Annotated in this window: 17 protein-coding genes; 3 read left to right on the plus strand and 14 right to left on the minus strand. The window is 63.0% G+C overall.

From position 1 onward, the window contains the following. Positions 1–61: 61 nt before the first annotated feature. On the minus strand, positions 62–550 hold the full coding sequence (locus NKH33_RS11595) for a CreA family protein (RefSeq protein ID WP_352919540.1): 489 nt from the start codon (positions 548–550) through the stop codon (positions 62–64). Between the two features lie 205 nt (positions 551–755). Between NKH33_RS11595 and NKH33_RS11600 the strand changes: the two genes are divergently transcribed. Both NKH33_RS11600 and NKH33_RS11605 read left to right on the plus strand, forming a co-directional pair. Next, complete coding sequence (locus NKH33_RS11600; protein WP_352450110.1) at positions 756–1,334, plus strand: SCO family protein; 579 nt, start codon at positions 756–758, stop codon at positions 1,332–1,334. Between the two features lie 11 nt (positions 1,335–1,345). Further along, a complete protein-coding gene (locus NKH33_RS11605) occupies positions 1,346–2,218 on the plus strand; it encodes a 50S ribosomal protein L11 methyltransferase (RefSeq protein ID WP_352919543.1) in 873 nt (290 codons plus the stop codon). 39 nt (positions 2,219–2,257) lie between these two features. On the opposite strand, the gene NKH33_RS11610 is transcribed toward NKH33_RS11605, so the two are convergent. Continuing rightward, entirely contained in the window at positions 2,258–2,437 is a 180-nt protein-coding gene (locus NKH33_RS11610) for a hypothetical protein (RefSeq protein ID WP_352450114.1), read from the minus strand. 200 nt (positions 2,438–2,637) lie between these two features. Here NKH33_RS11610 and NKH33_RS11615 point away from each other — a divergent pair, with 200 nt between their 5' ends. After that, positions 2,638–4,482: an aminopeptidase P family protein gene (locus tag NKH33_RS11615; protein ID WP_352919545.1), complete on the plus strand. Its 1,845-nt coding sequence runs from the start codon at positions 2,638–2,640 to the stop codon at positions 4,480–4,482. Here the strand turns inward: NKH33_RS11615 and NKH33_RS11620 are convergent. From NKH33_RS11620 to NKH33_RS11675, 12 genes are all read right to left on the minus strand, one after another. Then, positions 4,472–5,362, minus strand: a complete 891-nt coding sequence (locus NKH33_RS11620) for a LysR family transcriptional regulator (RefSeq protein WP_352450117.1) — start codon at positions 5,360–5,362, stop codon at positions 4,472–4,474. The genes NKH33_RS11615 and NKH33_RS11620 overlap by 11 nt on opposite strands. Before the next feature lie 316 nt (positions 5,363–5,678). After that, positions 5,679–5,975 (minus strand): AzlD family protein, encoded by a 297-nt coding sequence (locus NKH33_RS11625; RefSeq protein WP_023676751.1) that lies wholly within the window; start codon positions 5,973–5,975, stop codon positions 5,679–5,681. Next, positions 5,972–6,700 (minus strand): AzlC family ABC transporter permease, encoded by a 729-nt coding sequence (locus NKH33_RS11630; RefSeq protein WP_352919549.1) that lies wholly within the window; start codon positions 6,698–6,700, stop codon positions 5,972–5,974. Before NKH33_RS11630 ends, NKH33_RS11625 begins: the two co-directional genes overlap by 4 nt. A gap of 122 nt (positions 6,701–6,822) precedes the next feature. Next, positions 6,823–7,515: a DUF2461 domain-containing protein gene (locus NKH33_RS11635; RefSeq protein ID WP_352815445.1), complete on the minus strand. Its 693-nt coding sequence runs from the start codon at positions 7,513–7,515 to the stop codon at positions 6,823–6,825. Continuing rightward, a complete protein-coding gene (gene ligA / locus NKH33_RS11640; RefSeq protein ID WP_352919552.1) occupies positions 7,515–9,722 on the minus strand; it encodes an NAD-dependent DNA ligase LigA in 2,208 nt (735 codons plus the stop codon). The genes NKH33_RS11635 and ligA overlap by 1 nt, the downstream gene beginning before the upstream one ends. Positions 9,723–9,964: 242 nt before the next feature. Continuing rightward, complete coding sequence (gene recN, locus NKH33_RS11645; protein WP_352501056.1) at positions 9,965–11,638, minus strand: DNA repair protein RecN; 1,674 nt, start codon at positions 11,636–11,638, stop codon at positions 9,965–9,967. Positions 11,639–11,651: 13 nt separating this feature from the next. After that, positions 11,652–12,521, minus strand: coding sequence for an outer membrane protein assembly factor BamD (locus NKH33_RS11650; protein ID WP_352501057.1), 870 nt, complete (start codon positions 12,519–12,521; stop codon positions 11,652–11,654). Between the two features lie 204 nt (positions 12,522–12,725). Next, the gene (gene lpxC / locus NKH33_RS11655; protein WP_352471566.1) at positions 12,726–13,673 is read right to left on the minus strand and encodes a UDP-3-O-acyl-N-acetylglucosamine deacetylase; all 948 of its coding nucleotides are present in this window, start codon (positions 13,671–13,673) and stop codon (positions 12,726–12,728) included. A 275-nt stretch (positions 13,674–13,948) separates the two neighbouring features. Beyond that, positions 13,949–15,619 carry a cell division protein FtsZ gene (gene ftsZ, locus NKH33_RS11660; RefSeq protein ID WP_254818983.1) on the minus strand — a complete coding sequence of 557 codons (1,671 nt, stop codon included), beginning with the start codon at positions 15,617–15,619 and terminating at the stop codon, positions 13,949–13,951. 68 nt (positions 15,620–15,687) lie between these two features. Next, complete coding sequence (ftsA, locus tag NKH33_RS11665; RefSeq protein WP_352471565.1) at positions 15,688–16,995, minus strand: cell division protein FtsA; 1,308 nt, start codon at positions 16,993–16,995, stop codon at positions 15,688–15,690. Beyond that, positions 16,992–17,933 carry a cell division protein FtsQ/DivIB gene (locus NKH33_RS11670; protein ID WP_352501059.1) on the minus strand — a complete coding sequence of 314 codons (942 nt, stop codon included), beginning with the start codon at positions 17,931–17,933 and terminating at the stop codon, positions 16,992–16,994. Before NKH33_RS11670 ends, ftsA begins: the two co-directional genes overlap by 4 nt. Continuing rightward, a complete protein-coding gene (locus NKH33_RS11675; RefSeq protein ID WP_352471563.1) occupies positions 17,921–18,847 on the minus strand; it encodes a D-alanine--D-alanine ligase in 927 nt (308 codons plus the stop codon). Before NKH33_RS11675 ends, NKH33_RS11670 begins: the two co-directional genes overlap by 13 nt. Positions 18,848–19,099 lie beyond the last annotated feature (252 nt).

Below are 19,099 nucleotides of genomic sequence, written 5' to 3' on the forward strand. Positions count from 1 at the left end.
GCCGAGTGCAGCGCCGCGCATCAGTTTGGACGCGCCAAGGACCCTGTAGCACCTTAAGTCTCTATTTCGGCTTGCCGCTGGTCCACACCACGTTCTGGCCGTAGAGCGGCACGGTGGTGACCGACATTTTTGCCGAGCCATCCTGCACCTGGCGCGAATGCGACAGGTAGATCAGCGTCTCGTTGGCCTTGTCGTAGATGCGGTTCACCACCTGCTTTTTCCAGATCAGGCTGATGCCTTGCTTGAACACCTCCTCGCCGGCCTCGCTCATGTCGATGTCGCCAATGGTGATCGGCCCGGTCTGGCGGCAGGAGATCGAGGAATCGGACGGGTCCTCGAACCAGTTGCCTTTCTGCAGGCGGTCGATCACGCCACGGTCGAAATAGGAGACGTGGCAGGTCACGCCCTCGACCTTCGGATCCTTGATCGCCTCGACGATGATATCGTTGCCGAGCCAATCGACGCCGACCTTGCCGACTTCCTCGGCGGCGGCCGCGCCGGCGCCAATGACAAGGCATGCGGCTAACGCGCCGCCAATCCGTTTTCGCAAAGAGGCCTCCTGCGGTTCAAATTTTGCCGACCTCAGGTGGGACGAACGGCAGTGCTTTGCAAGCAGATCGCCTCCCACAGGATTGCCGGTTGCGGCAACGCGACATCTTTGCGTCGGCGCGACCGAACCGCTAAGAGTGTTCGCCAAGCCAGGGCCTTCACGGCGCCAACCCGGCGCCCGATGGAATAACGACGGACTTTCACTGATGATGCGTTCAATTCTGGTCGGTATTCTCGTCCTGATGGCCGCCGGAATCGGCTGGCTCACCTTCGACTGGTACCGCGGACATTATGGCGGCGAGCCGTTCGGAGCACCGTTCACGCTGGTCGACCAGAAGGGCGCGCCGGTCACCGAAGCCGCGTTTCGCGGCCACCCCAGCGTCGTCTTCTTCGGCTTCACGCATTGTCCGGAAGTCTGCCCGACCACGCTTTTCGAGTTGGCCGGCTGGCTGAAGACGATGGGCGACGACGGCAAGAACCTGCGTGCCTATTTCGTTACGGTCGATCCGGAGCGCGATACGCCGGAAATCATGAACACCTATGTCAGCAATTTCTCCGATCGCATCCTCGGCATATCAGGCGATCCGGATAAGGTCCACGCCATGGCCAAGTCCTTCGGCATCTACTGGAAGAAAGTCGACACGAACGACGGTGACTACACGATGGACCACACCGCTTCGGTGCTGCTGCTCAATGCCAAGGGCGATTTCGCCGGCACTATTGCCTATGGCGAAAGCCCGGACGCCGCCATCGCCAAGCTCAAACGGCTGGCGGCGGAAGGTTGACACATCCGGTAATGACGCAGACGCGTTTGTATTTCACCGCGGGCAAGATCGAGGCTGATCGCATCTTCGCGGCGCTCGGTGCGGCGTTCGACGATGAGGGCCTGCCGATTGCGGTGCTCGAGGTCGACGAGGACCGCGACATCCACGAAGTATCGCTCTATGCCGGCGACGACGTCGATGCGGTCGAGGCGCGGCTCAGGGATGTACTTGCCGGACTGTCGCTGTCGAAACCGATAGCGCGCGAAACGCTGCCCGACATCGACTGGGTGGCGCGCTCGCTGGAGGGATTGAAGCCGGTGCGGGCCGGGCGCTTCTTCGTCCATGGCGCGCATGACCGCAGGAAGCGCCACAGCGGCGAAATCGCCATAGAGATCGAGGCCGGCCTTGCTTTCGGCACCGGTCATCACGGCACCACCGCCGGCTGCCTCGAAATGCTGGAGCAGGTCGTACGGCGCGAGCATCCACGCAACGCGCTCGACCTTGGCACCGGCAGCGCGGTGCTCGCGATCGCAGCGGCCAGGCTCGCGCATATACCGGTGCTGGCGACCGACATCGACCCGGTCGCCGTCAAGGTGGCCGCCGCCAATGCGCGGCTGAACCACGTCAAGGGGCTCGTCGAAACAGTGATGGCGCCCGGATTCCACCACCCGATCTTTGCCGCGCGCGCGCCCTTCGACTTGATCGTCGCCAACATATTGGCGCGGCCGCTGATGCGCCTGGCGCCGCAAATGGCGGAGCATATCGCGCTCGGTGGCTCGATTGTTTTGTCGGGCATCCTCGAGCGCCAGCGCGATGCGGTAATCGCGGCCTATGTCGGCCAGAAATTCCGGCACGTCCGCACCTTGCACCGCGAGGGCTGGGTGACGATTCACCTCAAGCGCTGAGGCGCGACGCCTTCAACGCAAGCCGGAATCCGCTCGGACTTAGCGCGAGTTCGCCGCTTTCTTTAGCTGTTCGCGATCGTAGCCGTGAGCTTTCAGCGTTTCGTCGTCAAAGCCAAGCAGAACGCCGCTTACATACCGGCTCGCTTCGCGCTGGCGAGCTTCGATCAGCGCTTTCACAGCGTTTTTGAAAAATCCGCGTCTAGGTGAAATCGTGGACATGACGGTCTCCTTTGCAGGGCAACAGGACTTTTCCTCCACATTAAGAAGGTAAGCTCCGCTGACGCTTTTTGAAATCGTCGATTCTGCATGGCGTCCATGCGCAAAGAGACACGCAGCAACCGGGAATGATCGGTCCGAAAATCGATTCCGATTTTCGAAGTCATGCGCTACGGTCGCACCAGCATTCGAGGAGAGCCGACATGTTCCAGACCTTCGATTCCGCCGGCGATCCGGCCGTTGGCAAGCCGCGCGTGGCATTGTTGCGCCAATGGTTGGCGGCGAACGGGCTGGATGGCTTCATCGTGCCCCGTGCCGACGAGCACCAGGGCGAATATGTCGCCGACCGCTCGGCGCGGCTGAAATGGCTGACCGGCTTCAGCGGCTCGGCCGGCGTCGCCATTGTGCTTGGCGAGCGCGCCGTCATGTTTGTCGACGGGCGCTACACGCTGCAGGTGCGCCAGGAGGTCGATCTCGACATCTTTTCGATCGAGAGCCTTGTCGACAACCCGCCGGCCCACTGGATCAAGGACAATCTCGGCAAGGGCGTGCGGTTGGGCTTCGATCCGTGGCTCCATACGATCAGTGACGTCAAGGCGCTGAAGGCCTCGGCCGAGAAATCCGGCGCGATACTGGTGCCGCTCGAACAAAATCCGATCGACGCGATCTGGCAGGACCAGCCCGGGCCGCCACTGGCGCCGGTCGAGATCCACCCGATCGGCTTTGCCGGCGAACTGGCCAAGGACAAGCTGGTGCGGCTGGCGGCGGCCATCGAGAAGGACGGCGCCACCCATGCCGTACTGACCGACCCCTCCTCCATTGCCTGGGCCTTCGACATTCGTGGCGGCGACGTACCGCACACACCGCTGGCGCTCGGCTTTGCCGTGCTCGCCGCCGACGGCTCGCATCTGCTTTTCATGGACCAGCGCAAGTTTTCGCGCACCGTCGCGGCCTACCTGACGCAGCTCGCCGAATTGCACGAACCAGGTGAATTCGAATCGGCAATCGTCACCCGGGCCAAGGGCGGCGCAAAAATCGCGCTGGACCCGGTTCTCGCGGCGGACAAGCTCAGAATGCTGGTCGAGGATAATGGCGGCACCGTCATTGCCACGGCCGATCCGGCCCGCATTCCACGCGCAACAAAGAACAAAGCTGAGATCGCCGGCGCACGCGCCGCACATCGCCGCGACGGCGCCGCGGTCGCCAAGCTGCTGTGCTGGCTCGACCGCCAGAAGCCCGGCACGCTCGACGAAATCGCCGTTGTCACCAGGCTTGAGGAGACGCGCCGTCAGACCGGCGAAGAAACGCAGATGCCGCTGCGCGACGTATCGTTCGATACCATCTCCGGCGCTGGTCCTAACGGCGCTATCATGCACTACCGCGTCTCCCGCGCCACCAATCGCAAGCTGGGCGATGGCGAGCTGTTCCTGCTCGATTCCGGCGGGCAGTACCAGGACGGCACCACCGACATTACCCGCACGGTTCCGATTGGCGCGCCAACCGAGGAGATGCGCGAGCGCTTCACGCTGGTGCTGAAAGGCATGATCGGCATCTCCATGCTGCGCTTCCCCCAGGGCACGCGCGGCTCCGAAATCGATGCAGTGGCGCGCCTGGCGCTATGGAGACACGGCTGCGATTTCGCCCATGGCACCGGGCACGGTGTCGGCTCCTATCTTGCCGTGCATGAGGGCCCGCAGCGTATCGCCAAGACCGGTACCGAGAAGCTGCTGGCCGGCATGATCGTCTCCAACGAGCCCGGCTATTACAAGGAAGGTTCCTACGGCATCCGCATCGAGAACTTGATTCTGGTGACACCGGCCGAGGCAATCGAGGGCGGCGACATCGCCATGCACGGCTTCGAGACACTGACGCTGGCGCCGATCGATAAGCGGCTGGTCCGATCGGACCTTTTAACCCGCGACGAGTTGCATTGGCTTGACGAATACCATGCGCGCGTACTGGCCGAGATCGGACCGATGCTCGACGGCGAAACGCTGGCCTGGCTGGAAAAGGCAACCGCGCCGCTGCCGCACGACTTCAAGCAATAGCCGCGGCGGCAACGCCGGTTGACAGGCTTTGCTCCGCAAGCAGTCCCTGCAAAGCGGTGACGTTGGGAGAACCGGCTCCCTTGCGCCAGAACAACACTGTGACGGCATTGTCTTCGTCAGCGGGCAGTTCGTGCAGCTTTAGCCAGCGGCTTTCCGGAAAACCCGAAAGCACGCTTTTCGGCATCAGCGCTATGCCCATGCCAGCCACCACGCAACCAAGGATGGCATGGTATGAGCCAAGCTCGATGGTTTTCTCGGCCATGAACCCTCTGCGCGCATACCATTGTTCCAGCCGCTTGCGGTGCGGACAGCCGTGCTCGAAGGCTATCATGGTTTTGGGCATGTCCAGGTGGTCTTCGACCGAAACGCGCGATGCCGCCGAGACAATGACCAGCTGCTCGTGGAATGCGGGCAGCTTTTCGAACGGAACGTCAGCGATCGGCTCGGCGGCGAAGGCTGCATCGAGTTCGCCGGCAAGCATGGCGGTCGCGAGAACCTGCGGATTGCCGGTGCGCAACTGGATTTCCACTTCGGGATGCCGTGCATGGTATTCGGCGAGCAGACTTGGAAGCCGTGCCGCGGCGGTGCTCTCCATGGCACCTAGGCGAAGAGTGCCGCGCGGGCGTGGATCGAGCATCGCCGTTCGCGCCTCCTCCGCAAGCGCCAGCAGCCGATCCGCATAGCCGACCAATCTGTGACCGGCCGGCGATACGTGCAGGCGCTTGCCCTCCCGGATAAACAGCTGCACGCCGAGATCCTCCTCGAGCTGCCGGATGCGTGTGGTCACGTTCGACTGCACGCGAAACAGTTTTTCCGCCGCCCTGGTGATTCCGCCCTCGCGCACCACCGTGCGGAAGATGCGCAGATCGGCCAAATCCATACATCTCTCCTGGAGAACATAACGATCTTAATTATTCATTTTAACTGATTATGCCTTTCCCGTAAATCGCCGGTGTAGCTGCCGATCAACACGGCAAACCAGGGGAGATGGAAATGTCGCGTGAGCCCTTCGGCATCCAGCCGATCGATCTAAGCGCATTGACGCCGAAGCAGCGCGAAGCGCTCTATAGCGACGCCGTGCGTGGCGCCCACCAGGAGAGAGCGGAGGCGATCCGGCTGAGCCTGTCGCGGGTCGGCGCGGCAATAGTCGCTGCGGTAAAGCGCATGTGTGCTCTCGCCGCCAAGGCAAAAGTCGATCAGCCGACGAGCTGCCGCGCGAGGATCAGCACGGCAGCACCCGCCAGGAACATCGCCATAAGGCCGCCGCGCAGTGAGACAAGGCCGGCGACGATCAAGGCTGCCCATTCCGCCGGCCCGGCGCTGAGCGCCGCCGGCGCCACCAGCGTGGTCAGCACCGCCGCCGGAACGGCGCTGAGCCCGGCTTCGACGCGCGGGTGGATTTGATCGAAACGCGAGATCACCAGATGACCGCCGATGCGGGTCAGATAGGTCGCGATCGAAGCGGCGATGATGATCCACAAGGTCGTGCTCATGGCCGTGCCTCCACGCCGCTGTGGCGGGGCGGCAGGATGACGGCGAGCAGCACGCCGGCCAGCGCACCTATGGAGACATGCCAGGGCGAGCCGACCGTTTTGTATGCAATGATGGAGGCGGCAGCGCTGGCGACGACCACCGGCAGCCACAGCGGCCGCTTGCGGAAGCTCATGACCAGGCCGAGAAAATATATCGGCAGCAGGAAATCGATGCCCAACGCATGGGTGTCGGGAATAAGCTTGCCGAACATCGCGCCGAGCGCGCTTTCGATGATCCAGAACACATAGACCGGCAGCCCAAGCCCCATATACCAGGTGAACCCGACGGTCTCGCCGGCCTCCGCCTTGCGCTCGGCCACCGCGAACTGCGGATCGGTCAGCACAAAATAGCCTATCGCCTGCTGCACCAGCGGCCAATGCGCAATGCGCCGGCCGATGCCAGCCGAATAGAGCACATGGCGAAAATTCACGGCGAAGATCGACAGCACGATCAGCCACGGCGCGACATGCTGGCCGAACAGCTCGATGCCGACCATCTGGCTGGCGCCGCCGAACACCGTTGCGCTCATCAGGAACGCTTCGAGCACGGAAAACCCGTTGTCGACTGCGAGCGCTCCGAACAGCAACGCAAACGGCGCCGACGCCACCACGACGGGCATGCTGAGCCGCACGCCGTCCCAGAAATCGCTTTTCGCACTGTTTTCGGAGATTGCTTCCGCCGACATCGACCGCTCCTCGGGAACGGCCGTATGTAGGGAGGGCGGTCCGGCTTGTCACACCAATTCGCTTGAGGCAAACGATCAGCGGAAATGACAGCTGAAGCGTCGCGGCAAGCACGCTTCCGTGCCTAGCGCGGCGAAGCCTTGCCTTCGATCGCCCTGCCCCAGTCGAGCAGCGGTTTTGCCCGCATGGCGAAGTCGACAAGGTCGTCGACCAATCCAGCTCCGTAGATATCCGCCGGCTCGATTGCGTGCCGGACGGCAAAATGCCGGTTGCGGATCGCGGCAGCGAGATCGGGCTCGGCGATATGCTCGAAGCCGCGCGGCGTGCGCTTCATGCAGCCGTCCGGGTCGAGCTCGAGACCATTCTTCTTCAGCGCCGCGACGAGGCTGCGGAATTCAGCGGGCCGCTTCGCGATCGCGTTGCGCAGCGCCAGCAATAGCTCCGGTCCGGGCTGCCACCAGGCAATGGCGGCAAAGCATCGCTCGAGCCCGATATGGACGTAAAACACGCCCTGTTCCATCTTGGTGCCGTCGGGCGAAAGGATCGCCGACAGATGCTGGTTGTAAGGCCGTTTGTCTTTGGCAAAACGCACGTCGCGATTAATCCGGAACAGCGATTTCTTGCGGTCGCCGCGCAGGCCGAACCCCAATGCTGTGAAGCGCTCGGAGAGCGTCTCGACCAGATCGCCGAAGGGATCGCGCAGGTCGCGCTCGAAAAGATCGCGGTTTTCCAAAAACCACTCCCGGCTCTGATGAAAATCCAGCGCCTTGAGGAAGGGAATGGCCTTTTGCCCAAAACCATTGAACGCAGCAGCCATCACGCGCCCTTGCCGATCCGCTGCAACCAGGTGTCCTCGTCGATCACCTCGATGCCGAATTTGGTCGCGTCCTTCAGCTTGGAACCGGCGCCCGGGCCTGCCACCAGGAGATCGGTCTTCGCGGAAACCGAGCCGGCGACCTTCGCGCCGAGACGTTCGGCCATCGCCTTGGCCTCCGGGCGCGTCATCTTTTCCAGCGTGCCTGTAAACACGATTGTCTTGCCGGCGACCGCACTATCGGCTGAGACGTTCACAATGTACGGCTTCGGGTGGATCTGTGTGAGCAGCGCTTCAAGCACGGCGTCGTTGCGTTCATTGCCGAAGAAATCGCGAAGCGCGCCTATCACGGTATCGCCGATGCCGTTGATTGAAGGAAAAACGGTGTGTGGATCGGCTGCTGCTGCTGTCTCCTTGCCAATGCGGATCAACTCCTCGATCGTCGAGAAGGTTCGGGCGAGCACAGCGGCCGTCGTTTCGCCGATATGGCGGATGCCCAGCGCAAAGATGAAGCGATCGAGTTCGGGTTCGCGGCGGGCGTCGATGGCAGCGAAGAGCTTGTCGAGGCCGTCATAGTTGCGTTCCTCGACGCTGCGTACATTCTTGCGCGTTTTGCCCGATGCGGCCTCACGCTGCCTGGCCTGCTCCTCCCGTCGCTCCGCCAGCGCCTTGGTGACGGCGGGACGGCGGTCCCGGAGGGTGAAGATATCGGCGGCAGTCTTGACCAACCCGGCATTGAAGAACAGGTCTATGTTTTCAGCGCCCAGGCCTTCGATATCCATGGCGCCGCGCGACACAAAGTGGCGTAATCCTTCCACGGCCTGCGCGGGGCAGATCAGCTCGCCGGTGCACCGTCGGCGGGAATCCTCCTTGCCGGTCTTCTCGTTGATCTCGCGCGTTGCGGGTGAGCCGCAGATCGGACATTTGTGCGGGAATTCGTAGGGCACGGCATCTGGCGGACGCTTGTCGACGACGACGCTGACGATCTGCGGAATGACGTCCCCCGCCCGCTGGATGACCACCGTGTCGCCGATACGGATGTCGTTGCCGTCGCGGATCGGCTGGCCGTTGCTGTCCAGACCCTTGATGTAGTCTTCGTTGTGAAGCGTGACATTTTCGACCACGACGCCGCCGACCGTGACGGGCGCAAGCCGGGCAACGGGCGCCAGCGTACCGGTACGGCCGACCTGAATGTCGATCCTGAGCACGGTCGTCATCGCCTGTTCGGCCGGAAATTTATGAGCGATCGCCCAGCGTGGTTCGCCGGTGACGAAGCCCCATCTGCGCTGCAACTCCAATTGGTCGACCTTGTAGACGACGCCGTCGATGTCGTAGCCGAGCGATGAGCGCTGGGCCTCGATAAGGTGATAATGCGCGATCAGTTCGTCGACCGACTTTGCCCGGACCATCAGCGGACTGACCTTGAACCCCCACTCCGCGAATTTTTGCACGGAATCGTATTGGGTCGGAGCTGGATCCTTTGAAGTATAGCCCCAGGCGTAGGCAAAGAATTTGAGGTTGCGGCTGGCGGTAACGGACGGGTCCTTCTGGCGCAGCGATCCGGCCGCCGTGTTACGCGGATTGACGTAATCCTGGCCGCCTATCGCCGCCGAACGCTGCTTCAGCGCCTCGAATTCCGCGTAGGTCATATAGACCTCACCGCGTATTTCGATGACCTCGGGCCAGTCCGGTCCCTTCAAGGTCTTGGGAATATCGGCGATGGTCTTGAGATTGGCGGTGATGTCCTCGCCGACGACGCCGTCGCCGCGCGTTGCCCCCTGCACGAACACACCGCCTTCATACCGCAGGGAAGCCGATAGCCCGTCGATCTTCGGCTCAGCCGTGAAGGCGATGTTCAGCTCCTTGTCGCGATCAAAGAATCGCCGGCCCCGTTCTATGAAGTCCGCGACGTCCTGGTCGGTATAGGCCTTGGCGAGGCTGAGCATCGGCACCGCGTGGCGCACCTTTGCAAAACCTTCCGCCGGCGGCGCGCCGACCCTGCGTGAGGGCGAATCCTCGCGCACAAGATGCGGGAACTGCTGCTCGATGGCGAGGTTGCGCCGGGTCAGCGCGTCATATTCCGCATCCGTGATTATCGGCGCGTCCTCGCCATGGTAGCGCCGGTCGTGCTCGGCGATCTCCTGCGCCAACCGCTTCAACTCGCTTGCCGCCTCGCTTTCGCTGAGCGAATCGACTGGTTTTTCGTCCATGCACTGCTCCCTCCACGGTGGCGCGACACAATAGAACAGGATTTTCTCATGAGGGAGAGACCAGACACAGAAAATCATTCCTGAACAGCAGGATGGCGCCATACCCTGACTCAGGTCACGAGCGCCGGAAACGAACTCGCCTGGAGCAATTCCAGGAAAAGTGTGAAACGGTTTTCCGTCCGGAACTGCGCAGAAACAAAGAGGTAGAGCGGTTCGGCGTTTCGGTGAAACGATGAACAGCTCTACGCTGCCGCGGTGTTCTCCCGCAGCAGCCGCTCGGCCGCCGCACGCGCCTCGTCGGTGATGGTGGCGCCGGCGAGCATGCGTGCGATCTCTTCCTGCCGTGCCGCCCGGTCCATCTCGGCGATGCCGGTCGAGACCCGGTCGGCACCGCCCGATTTGGAGATCAGGAAATGCGTCGCCGCGCGCGCTGCCACTTGCGGTGCATGCGTGACCGAAAGCACCTGCACGCGTTTTGCCAGCCGCGCCAGCCGCTGGCCGATGGCGTCGGCAACCGCGCCGCCGACGCCGGTGTCGATTTCATCAAAGACCAAGGTCGGCGCCGACCCGCGATCAGCCAGCGCGACCTTCAACGCCAGCAGGAAGCGCGAAAGCTCGCCGCCGGAAGCGACCTTCATCATTGGTCCTGGCCTGGTGCCGGGATTGGTCCGCACCCAGAACTCGACCTGGTCGATGCCTTCTTCCATGCGGCTCTCGGCATCGCTTGCGATCTCGACGATGAACTCGGCGCGTTCGAGCTTCAGCGCCGGCAGTTCGGCCATCACCGCCTTGCTCAGCCCGACAGCCGCCGCATGGCGAAGCGACGACAGCTGGGCCGCCGTAGTGTCATAGGCCTGGCGCGCCGCCGCAGCCTGTTTCTCCAGCGCCTGCAGGCGCTCCTCGCCGGCGTCGAGATCGGCAAGGTCGGCAGCCATGGTGTCACGCAATTGCGCCAGGTCATCGACGGCGACGCTGTGCTTGCGCGAGGCGGCACGCAGCGAAAACAGCCGCTCCTCAGCCTTCTCCAGCCGCTGCGGATCATATTCGGTGGCGCGAAGTGCTGCTTCGACGCCCGACTGCGCCGCGTCGAGCGACAGCATCGCCTCGTCGAGCGACTTGACGACATCCTCGAGCAGCCCGGGCGCTTCGGTGACCTTGCGCTGCAGCCGCCTGAGCAGGCTGGCCAGTTGCGGCAAGGGCGAGGACGGACCCGAGAGCACATCCTGCGCATCGTGGATTTCCGAGGCGATCTTTTCGGCACGCATCATCAAGGCGCGCAATTCGGCCAGCTCGGTCTCTTCGCCAGGTTGCGGATCGAGCCTGGTCAATTCGGCGACCGCTGCACGCAGATAATCGGCCTCACGGGCAGCTGCCTCGACTTTGGCCCGGTGCCGTGAAAATTCCTGCTCGCAGGTACGCCAATGCCGCCACGCCTCGCCGGTTGCCCGAGCAGCGCCGAGATGGCCGCCGAAACTGTCGAGCAACTCGCGATGGGCGCCGGGATCGACCAAAGCGCGCTCGTCATGCTGGCCGTGGATCTCGACCAGCGCACGGCCGATGTCGCGCATCAGCGTCACGCTGGACGGCTGCTCGTTGACGAACACGCGCGTGCGGCCGTCAGCCGTCTGGACGCGGCGCAGGATGATTTCGCCGTCGTCCTCGATGGCATTCTCGGCAAGCAACATGCGAGCCGCGTGGTTGCGCGGCACGTCGAACACGGCGATGATCTGGCCTTGTGCCGCGCCATGCCGCACCAGCGAAGCGTCGCCGCGGGCGCCAAGCGCCAGCGACAAGGCGTCGAGCAGGATGGATTTTCCGGCGCCGGTTTCGCCTGTAAGGACCGAAAGGCCGGACGAGAAGTCGATGTCCAGCTTCTCGATCAGAACGATATCGCGGATCGACAGTCTGGAGAGCATGGTGACGCGCCGCTCAGGCGCCGGTGATCAGCTTCCCGGCCTTGGAGATCCACGATCCGGCATTCTCGCGCGGCTCGAGCCCACCACTCTGCAGGAGCTTGTAGGAGTCCTTGTACCACTGGCTGTCGGGATAGTTGGTGCCGAGCACGGCCGCAGCGGTCTGCGCTTCCGACGTCAGCCCCATCGCATAGTAGCTCTCGGTCAGACGCGCCAGCGCCTCCTCGACATGACGTGTGTTGGAATAGTTCTCCACGACGTTGCGGAACCGTTTGACGGCCGCGATGTATTCGCGGCGCTCGAGATAGTAGCGGCCGATCTGCATCTCCTTGCCGGCGAGCTGATCGTTGGCGAAGCGGATCTTCTCCTTGGCATCATCAACATATTCGGAAGTCGGCCAGCGCGTTACCAGATCCTGCATCGTCTGCGCGGTAAGACGCGCTTCCTTCTGGTCTTGGGTGACGTCCTTGATCTGGCGGTAGTAGCTCAGCCCGATAATATACTGGGCATAGGCTGCATCGTCGGTCGACGGGTAGAGGGTCAGGTAGCGCTTGGCCGAACCGATCGCCTCATCGTAATTGCCCTGACGGTAGTCGGCAAAGGCACCCATCACCATCGATTTGCGGGCGAATTCGGAATATGGATGCTGGCGGTCGACGGCATCGAACTTGCGGCTTGCCTCCTGCAGTCGCCCGGCATTCAGATTGGCGAGACCCTGATTGTAGAGCACGTCGGCCGGCTCGGTCTGATCGACATAGGTCGACAGATCGACGTCCTTCTCGGACGACATGCAGGCCGACAGAAACAGCGATGGAACGACCACCGAAAGCGCCAGGAAAACAGCCCGCCGCGGCGCCTTCGATTGACCAACTCGCTTGAAAAACATGTTTGGATTCCGCCCTTTCGGCGTCATTTCAGTCGACGGCAGCAGCCATAAACCATAATTGCCTTGCCCGGCAACGCTATCCCCGGCCAATCGCACTTTTTTGTGGCGCTTTGGCGCTACCTGGAAAGCTGTGTAATTTGGCAGGCCGGTGATGCATCCATGCAACACAGCTTGACCGCAACGGGAGCCGCAAGACCTTAAGAATCAGATCATCCAGGGCGCATAGAGGGGTGCGTTGACGGCGCTCATCTCCGCGGTACGCCCGCGCTCGCGGCGCGTCGTCTCAACGATCTCGAAAGCCGAACGGTCGGACAAGAGACGGCGCAGCGCAGCTGCGTTCAGCCTGTGGCCGCCACGATAGGAGCGGAAGCAGCCGATGAACCGGGCACCGGCGAGCGCCAGGTCGCCCATCGCATCCATCGTCTTGTGGCGCGCGAACTCGTTGGGATAGCGCAGGCCTCCCATATTGATCACGCGGTTGTCGTCGCCGATCACCAGGGAGTTTTCCAACGAGGAGCCGAGCGCATAGCCGGCCGCCCACAGCCGCTCGACGTCCTTCATGAAACCGAAAGTGCGGGCCCGCGCGACGTCACGCCGGAAAATGTCGGCGTTCATGTCGGATGCAAAAAGCTGGCGCCCGATCGCCGGGCTTTCGAAATCGATCTCGATCTCGAAGCGCGTGCCGTCATAGGGTCGGAACTCCGCCCAGCAGGCGCCGTTCTCGATGCGAACCGGCTTGACCACCCTGATGTAGCGACGCTTGACCGGCAGCGTTTCGACGCCTGCCTGGTCAATGGCCTCGATGAACATCACTGCGCTACCGTCGAGGATAGGCACCTCATGGCCGTCGATTTCGATGACGAGATTGTCGATCCCAAGCCCGAAAAGCGTCGCCATCAGATGCTCGACCGTGGCAATGTGCTCGCCCTGCGGATCGCCGAGCATGGTGCAGAGGTCGGTGGCACCGACCTCGGAAACGAGCGCGCGAAATTCGTGGCTTCCGCTTGCATTCGAAAGCTGGAAGACGACACCCGTATCGGCGTCCGCCGGCAGGAAATGGACGGTGACCGGATTGCCACTGTGAACGCCGATGCCGGTCAGCGTCGCACGCGATTTAAGTGTCGTCTGATAGTCGTGCAAAACAATCCCCATAGCCCATGCTGCCTAGGTCCGCTTCTGCCCTGAGGGCGCGGTTCTTGATTGATCGGCAGGCAGGGCCACTTCCCCGAGACTCCCAGCAAACCGACTTTGGTCGGTGGCGAAGATAATGGTCCCGCGGGGAGACTCCAAATCACGGTTTCTTACTCTTTGTAACTGCGGTCCAGCGCGGGATTGCCCCATAAGTCCTTGTTTTACAATCACTTTAAGGTTAACAGGCGAACAGTTTCCTGCTCGCCTGTTAATAACTGTTACGAACCGTTAACAGATCAATTGGCCTGTCGGCGCAGGAAGGCGGGAATCTCCAACTGATCGTCTTCCTGGACAGCCCGGCTCTGCGGCGTCAGTCGGCCCTGCTCGTCCAGCTGGCCGCGGCGCGGCGCGTAAAGCTGCGGATCCTGGCTGGCAAGGCGGCGCACTTCCGCCGGCGCCTGGCGCAGTTTCGGTTCGCGCGGCTGCGCCGGCTGCAGCCTTGCAGGCTCCTCTTCGCGGCGGGTCAAGCCGTTGGTCAGGCGCTTGAGCAAGCCCATCGGGCCGCTGTTTTCGTGGTCGGCCGGGCGCGCCTTGGCCTCCACTTCGGCCTTCACCTGCGGCGGGAAATCCTCGACCCGCGGCATGCGCTGGGGTGCCGCGGCAACCGGCTGCGGCATTTCACGATGCGGAGCGGGCTGCATCGCTTGCTGAACCGCTGGCTGCATCATTGGCTGCGGTTGAGCGGGAGGCGCCTGGAAAATCTTGCTCTGCGGACGGAAGTCTTCCGCATGCGCGACCGGTGCCGGGCGGGCCTGCGCCATCGCTGCCGCATTCGCTTCGGCGAGCTGAATGGCCTCGGCGACCGGGTCGGCAGCACGTGGTTCATAGATTGGTTGCTGGACAGGCGCCGGGCGCATTTCCGTGACCTGGGCCGCCGGGCGGCTGACCGGCTTCGGCGGAGCCGCGCGGATGGCGATCGGCGCGGCAGCGATTTCGGCCGCCGATTTGTCGATGCCGGTGGCGACCACCGACACGCGGATGACGCCTTCGAGTTCCTCGTCGAAGGTGGCGCCCAGAATGATGTTGGCGTCCTGGTCGACCTCTTCGCGAATGCGGGTTGCCGCCTCATCGACTTCGAACAGGGTCAGGTCACGGCCGCCGGTGATCGAGATCAGCAGGCCCTTGGCGCCCTTCATCGAGGTCTCGTCGAGCAGCGGGTTGGCGATGGCGGCTTCCGCCGCGGCCATTGCGCGGCCCTCGCCCGAAGCCTCGCCGGTTCCCATCATCGCCTTGCCCATTTCGCGCATGACCGAGCGGACGTCGGCGAAGTCGAGATTGATCAGGCCTTCCTTGACCATCAGGTCGGTAATGCAGGCAACGCCCGAATAGAGCACCTGGTCGGCCATCGCGAAGGCATCGGCGAAGGTGGTCTTGTCATTGGCCAGCCGGAACAGGTTCTGGTTGGGAATGACGATCAGGGTATCGACGCATTTCTGCAGTTCCTCGATACCCATGTCGGCCGTCTTCATGCGGCGCTGGCCTTCGAAGTGGAACGGCTTGGTGACGACGCCGACGGTGAGGATACCCTTTTCGCGGGCAGCGCGGGCAACGACGGGAGCCGCCCCGGTGCCGGTGCCGCCGCCCATGCCGGCAGTGACGAAGCACATATGCGTGTTGGAGAGATGATCGATGATCTCGTCGATGCATTCCTCCGCCGCCGCGCGCCCGACTTCAGGCTGCGATCCGGCGCCGAGACCTTCGGTGACATGCGCGCCGAGCTGGATCAGCCGCTCGGCCTTCGACATCGTCAGTGCCTGCGCGTCGGTGTTGGCCACCACGAACTCGACGCCGCGCAAGCCGGCGGTGATCATGTTGTTGACGGCATTGCCGCCGCCGCCGCCGACACCGAACACGGTGATGCGCGGCTTGAGCTCGGTGATGTCCGGCTTCTGCAGATTGATGGTCATTGTCTCCGTCCTTTGCCTTTCCCGCCGCTTCGCCGCCGCGGCCGCCTATGGGGCTGTCCCCGTCAAAATTAAAAACTGTCTCTCAACCACTGACTCATTCGATGCAGTTTTCCGCCTGTTCCGGTCATCCGAAGACCGGAAATTCCCTTCGCCGGCCGGCTCTCGAAGCTCGCCATCTGTGGATAGATCAGAAGTCCGACCGGGGTCGAGAAAGCCGGCCCCTTGGCCGCCTCGGGCAAGCCTGCCACGCCAAGCGGGCGTCCGATGCGCACATTGCGGCCGAGAATGCGGCGTGCTGCTTCTGGCAGGCCGGCAAGCTGGCTGGCACCGCCGGTCAGCACCACACGCTTGCCGACGGCGTTGCCGTAGCCGGATTTGTTCAGCCGGTCGCGCAACAATTCCAGCGTCTCGTCGATGCGGGCGCGGATGATGCGCGTCATCACCGAGCGCGGTATCTGCAACGGCACCTCGCCGTCCTCGCCGATCGGATGGATGGAAACCAGGTCGCGGTCGTCGGCACTGCCAGGCAGCGCCGAGCCATGCATCACTTTCAGCCTTTCGGCGGCATCGAGCGAGGTCGACAGGCCCTTGGCCATATCCAGCGTGACGTGGTTGCCGCCGATCGCGATGGCATCGCCATGGACGAACTTGCCTTCCGAAAACACCGAGATCGTCGTCGTGCCGCCGCCCATGTCGATGCAGGCTGCGCCCATTTCGAGCTCGTCGTCGACCAGCGCAGCAAGCCCGCTGGCATAGGGCGTCGCCACCATGCGTTCAACCGACAGATGCGAGCGGTTGATGCAGAGCTCCAGATTGCGCAAGGGCGCTGCGTCGCCTGTCAGCACGTGCATGTCGACGCCAAGCTGGTCGCCAACCATGCCGCGCGGATCGCGAACACCGCGCTCGGCATCCAGCGAAAAGGCTACGGGAAGCGAATGGATCACCTCGCGCTCGGCCCGCAACGCCTGCTTGGCGCCGGCGGCAAGCACGCGCTTGATGTCAGCCTCGTCGGCCTCATGGCCGCCGAGATTGATGGTGGCCGAAAAAGCCTCGCTCTTCAGCCGGCCGGCAGTCATGTTGACGATCAGCGAATCGACCGTCAGTCCCGCCATGCGTTCGGCGGCGTCGACGGCAAGACGGATGGCGTGCTCGGCACGGTCGAGATCGATGACGACGCCGGATTTCACGCCTTGCGATTTCTGGTGGCCGATGCCGATCACCTGGACGCGATGCGAGCGTCCGCGCAGCAGCTTGCCATCCTCGCGCGGCTTGAGTTTGGCCACCACGCAGCAGACCTTGCTGGACCCGACATCCAGCACCGTCAGGATGCCGGACCGGCGCGACGAGGCATCGCTATTGCCGCCAAGCCAGCTCATATCTTCGTCTCCGGCTTGGGCTTCAGCATCTTGGGCTTTTCGTCGAGCGCGGCTTGGCGCTGTGTCGCCGCTTCCGGCGTCAACTGGACGACCAGACGATCGGAAAGGCGCATGTCGACGGCGGCGATGTCGCGCGTCAAAAGCCCGTTCTCGTGATCCATCCTGACCAGGTCGGCAATCGCCTGATCCTCACCGTCTTCGGGAAGCTTGATCGTGATGCCGTTTTCAAGCTTGAGATCCCAGCGCCGTTCGCCGATGCGGATGTAGCCCTTGATCCGCGCGGCGAGCTCCGGATAATTCTTGATCTTGGCCAGGAAATCCGGCGCTGTGGCCGGCGCGCCGGTGCCGATGATCAGCGGGAGCAATATCTGCTTGCCGCCGGAGAACGGCGCAATGACGGTGCCGGATTTCTCGATGACCGAAAGCGCGCTGCCTTGCTGCCACAACGCGAACGGCTCGCGCTCCTCGACGCGCACTTCCAGCGTATGCGGGTAGACCTTGCGCACTGCCGCGGCTTCGACCCAGGGTAGCGTGGTGATGCGTTCGCGCGCCGCTTCGGCATCGAAGCCGATCAGCGAGGTCCAGCCGTCGAGTTCCAGCCTGTCGAGAATATCGATCTCGGACGTTTCGCGGTTGCCGACGACCTTGACCTGGTCGACGGCAAAGCCGGTGCGGGCGGTGACACTCTGGACGATGGCGTCGGAATATCCGCCGAGATAGGCGCCATAGGCACTGCTCGAAACAAGCAGTGCCGCCGACAGCATGGCAGCGCAATAGGGCGGCGCTTCGAAGTCGCCTTCGCCGAGGCGCGCCAGCACACGCACCGGCCGGCGGAGCAGGCGCGGCAGCACGAAATGGTCGAACGACAACGGCATGCCGAACAGCGCCGGCCCGGCCGCGCCCTTCCCCTTGCCCTGTCCCCACTTCAACGCAGACACGAAGCGTCCTCCACCATCCAACTCAACAAATCGCCGAACGAGTGTCCCGCTTGCGCGGCGATTTCCGGCACCAAAGACGTCGGCGTCATGCCCGGCTGGGTGTTGACCTCGAGCCAGACAATTTCGCCGTTTTCGGAGTGACGATCGTCATAACGGAAGTCCGACCGGGAAACGCCCCGACAGCCGATAGCTTGGTGAGCCTTGAGCGTCAGTGTCTGTATTTTTTGGTAAATATTCGGTGAAAGTTTTGCCGGGCATTCGTGTTTTGATCCGCCCGCGACGTATTTTGAATCATAGTCGTAGAAGGAATGGCCGGTCGGGATGATCTCGCAGACACCGAGCGCCACATCGCCCATCACCGCGCAGGTCAATTCCCGCCCGTGCACATAACGCTCGACCATCACCGTATCGCCATATCTCCACTCGGACGAGCCGATGATCTGCGGCGGATGCGACTGGCCTTCATGGACGATGACGACACCGAAGCTCGACCCTTCGTTGACCGGCTTGACGACATAGGGCGGCTTCATCGGGTGCTTGTTCTGGATGGCGAAGCGATTGGCCACCTTCGATTCCGCCACCGGAATGCCTCCCGCCTTGGCGACCTTCTTGGCCTGTTCCTTGTTCATCGCGAGCGCCGAGGCAAGCACGCCGGAATGGGTGTACGGAATGGCGAGGTACTCGAGGATGCCCTGGATGGTGCCGTCCTCGCCGAAGGGGCCGTGCAGTGCGTTGAAGACGACGTCGGGCTTGAGCGCGCTGAGCACCGAGCCGATATCGCGCGAGACGTCGACGCGGGTGACCTGGTAGCCCTCTCCCTCGAGCGCATCGGCGCAGGCCTTACCCGACGACAGGGACACGGGCCGCTCGGACGAGAATCCCCCCAGAAGGACGGCCACATGCTTGCTTGTCATTCCCCGTCATTTCCTCTCACAGCAGGCCTGCACCATCGTGCATGCCCCGAAAAGCATCGCGCGCACTCAAATGCGCCCGAGCAACTTCGCTCCCGTGTTTCCGCAACATTGAGTCCGAGTCTCCCGGCAGGTTGCCCCCCAGACGGAAACGCGAGTAACGCGTCGAAACGACTCAAATCAGGAAACGCTTCAGGGCAGAGAATCAGAGAGTTGATTCGCTGGCAAGTGCTTACGATTCCGATGGATTCACTT

It is taken from the genome of Mesorhizobium sp. M1182 (assembly GCF_040318335.1).
GTDB lineage: Bacteria > Pseudomonadota > Alphaproteobacteria > Rhizobiales > Rhizobiaceae > Mesorhizobium.

Bases quoted from the DNA above. Each gene is read 5' to 3' on its own strand.
- NKH33_RS11600 (WP_352450110.1), top strand. From the start codon at position 756: ATGATGCGTTCAATTCTGGTCGGTATTCTCGTCCTGATGGCCGCCGGA.
- NKH33_RS11605 (WP_352919543.1), top strand. From the start codon at position 1,346: ATGACGCAGACGCGTTTGTATTTCACCGCGGGCAAGATCGAGGCTGAT.
- NKH33_RS11610 (WP_352450114.1), bottom strand. From the start codon at position 2,437: ATGTCCACGATTTCACCTAGACGCGGATTTTTCAAAAACGCTGTGAAA.
- NKH33_RS11615 (WP_352919545.1), top strand. From the start codon at position 2,638: ATGTTCCAGACCTTCGATTCCGCCGGCGATCCGGCCGTTGGCAAGCCG.
- NKH33_RS11620 (WP_352450117.1), bottom strand. From the start codon at position 5,362: ATGGATTTGGCCGATCTGCGCATCTTCCGCACGGTGGTGCGCGAGGGC.
- NKH33_RS11625 (WP_023676751.1), bottom strand. From the start codon at position 5,975: ATGAGCACGACCTTGTGGATCATCATCGCCGCTTCGATCGCGACCTAT.
- NKH33_RS11630 (WP_352919549.1), bottom strand. From the start codon at position 6,700: ATGTCGGCGGAAGCAATCTCCGAAAACAGTGCGAAAAGCGATTTCTGG.
- NKH33_RS11635 (WP_352815445.1), bottom strand. From the start codon at position 7,515: ATGGCTGCTGCGTTCAATGGTTTTGGGCAAAAGGCCATTCCCTTCCTC.
- ligA (WP_352919552.1), bottom strand. From the start codon at position 9,722: ATGGACGAAAAACCAGTCGATTCGCTCAGCGAAAGCGAGGCGGCAAGC.
- recN (WP_352501056.1), bottom strand. From the start codon at position 11,638: ATGCTCTCCAGACTGTCGATCCGCGATATCGTTCTGATCGAGAAGCTG.
- NKH33_RS11650 (WP_352501057.1), bottom strand. From the start codon at position 12,521: ATGTTTTTCAAGCGAGTTGGTCAATCGAAGGCGCCGCGGCGGGCTGTT.
- lpxC (WP_352471566.1), bottom strand. From the start codon at position 13,673: ATGGGGATTGTTTTGCACGACTATCAGACGACACTTAAATCGCGTGCG.
- ftsZ (WP_254818983.1), bottom strand. From the start codon at position 15,619: ATGACCATCAATCTGCAGAAGCCGGACATCACCGAGCTCAAGCCGCGC.
- ftsA (WP_352471565.1), bottom strand. From the start codon at position 16,995: ATGAGCTGGCTTGGCGGCAATAGCGATGCCTCGTCGCGCCGGTCCGGC.
- NKH33_RS11675 (WP_352471563.1), bottom strand. From the start codon at position 18,847: ATGACAAGCAAGCATGTGGCCGTCCTTCTGGGGGGATTCTCGTCCGAG.